Source organism: Agrobacterium sp. MCAB5, from assembly GCF_052114365.1.
Classification (GTDB): Bacteria; Pseudomonadota; Alphaproteobacteria; order Rhizobiales; family Rhizobiaceae; genus Agrobacterium; species Agrobacterium tumefaciens.
The window spans coordinates 1-691 of record NZ_JBFREP010000108.1 but is presented as its reverse complement, the minus strand read 5'-3'; the positions used below and the strand labels follow the sequence as shown (position 1 = coordinate 691).

Below are 691 nucleotides of genomic sequence, written 5' to 3'. Positions count from 1 at the left end.
GCGTCGCACCGTTGTGATTGCCTATGAGGACTATATGCGCCTCGCAAAGCGTGATCGCCGAGTCGAACTTTCGACGACGCTCGGCGACGATGACCTCGCCGCCTCTGAAGCATCGCAGATGGAGCCGGGTCTGGAACATCTCAACGCCGAACTGTTGACGGACAAGCATTCTGCCGACTGAACCAAAGGTCGGCGGGCTGTTCAGATATTCGCACCTTTGGCATTGGCCGCATCTCGAAGGCCGTAAGGAGGGCGACAAGGATCGACCGGTGCGGGTTCTGGCGATAGTTGACGAAAGCTTCGATGAAGCGGACGGGGTTGTCCGGGCCGACGTAACCATCAACCGCTTCCGGCAGAAGCAGCAATTGCGTGCGATCTGTTCATGAGAGATGTGCCATGGCAGAATCTAGCGCAATATAGTGCTGTGTGGAATTAGCCAAGCCGTTTCAAGAAAGATTTACGTGAGCGACAAACTACATCTGGAATTACAGGCGATCGTCTACAAGAGCCCGCTGCTTTCGTCGGTCCTTGGCAAATGGGACGAGATTGCACTGCCTGATTCCTGGCTTGTGGCTGGTGCTGTCGCCCAAACCGTTTGGAACCACGTTTTTGGTTTCCCGCCCGTTTATGGCATCCAAGACATCGACATTGTTTATTTCGATCCCGACGATCTTTCCGAGGCCTCAGAAGC

At 54.8% G+C, this 691-nt stretch carries 1 protein-coding gene and 2 pseudogenes; all 3 read left to right on the top strand.

The features are described 5' to 3' along the window. Nucleotides 1–181: pseudogene (locus AB4Z23_RS27620) on the top strand (type II toxin-antitoxin system Phd/YefM family antitoxin); the annotation flags it as partial. After that, a pseudogene (locus AB4Z23_RS27615) lies at nucleotides 168–326 on the top strand (plasmid maintenance toxin (PemK-like)); the annotation flags it as partial. The pseudogenes AB4Z23_RS27620 and AB4Z23_RS27615, both read left to right, overlap by 14 nt. A 135-nt stretch (nucleotides 327–461) precedes the next feature. After that, nucleotides 462–691, top strand: a 230-nt coding sequence (locus AB4Z23_RS27610; protein WP_441361196.1) for a nucleotidyltransferase family protein, incomplete at its 3' end; no start/stop codon positions are given.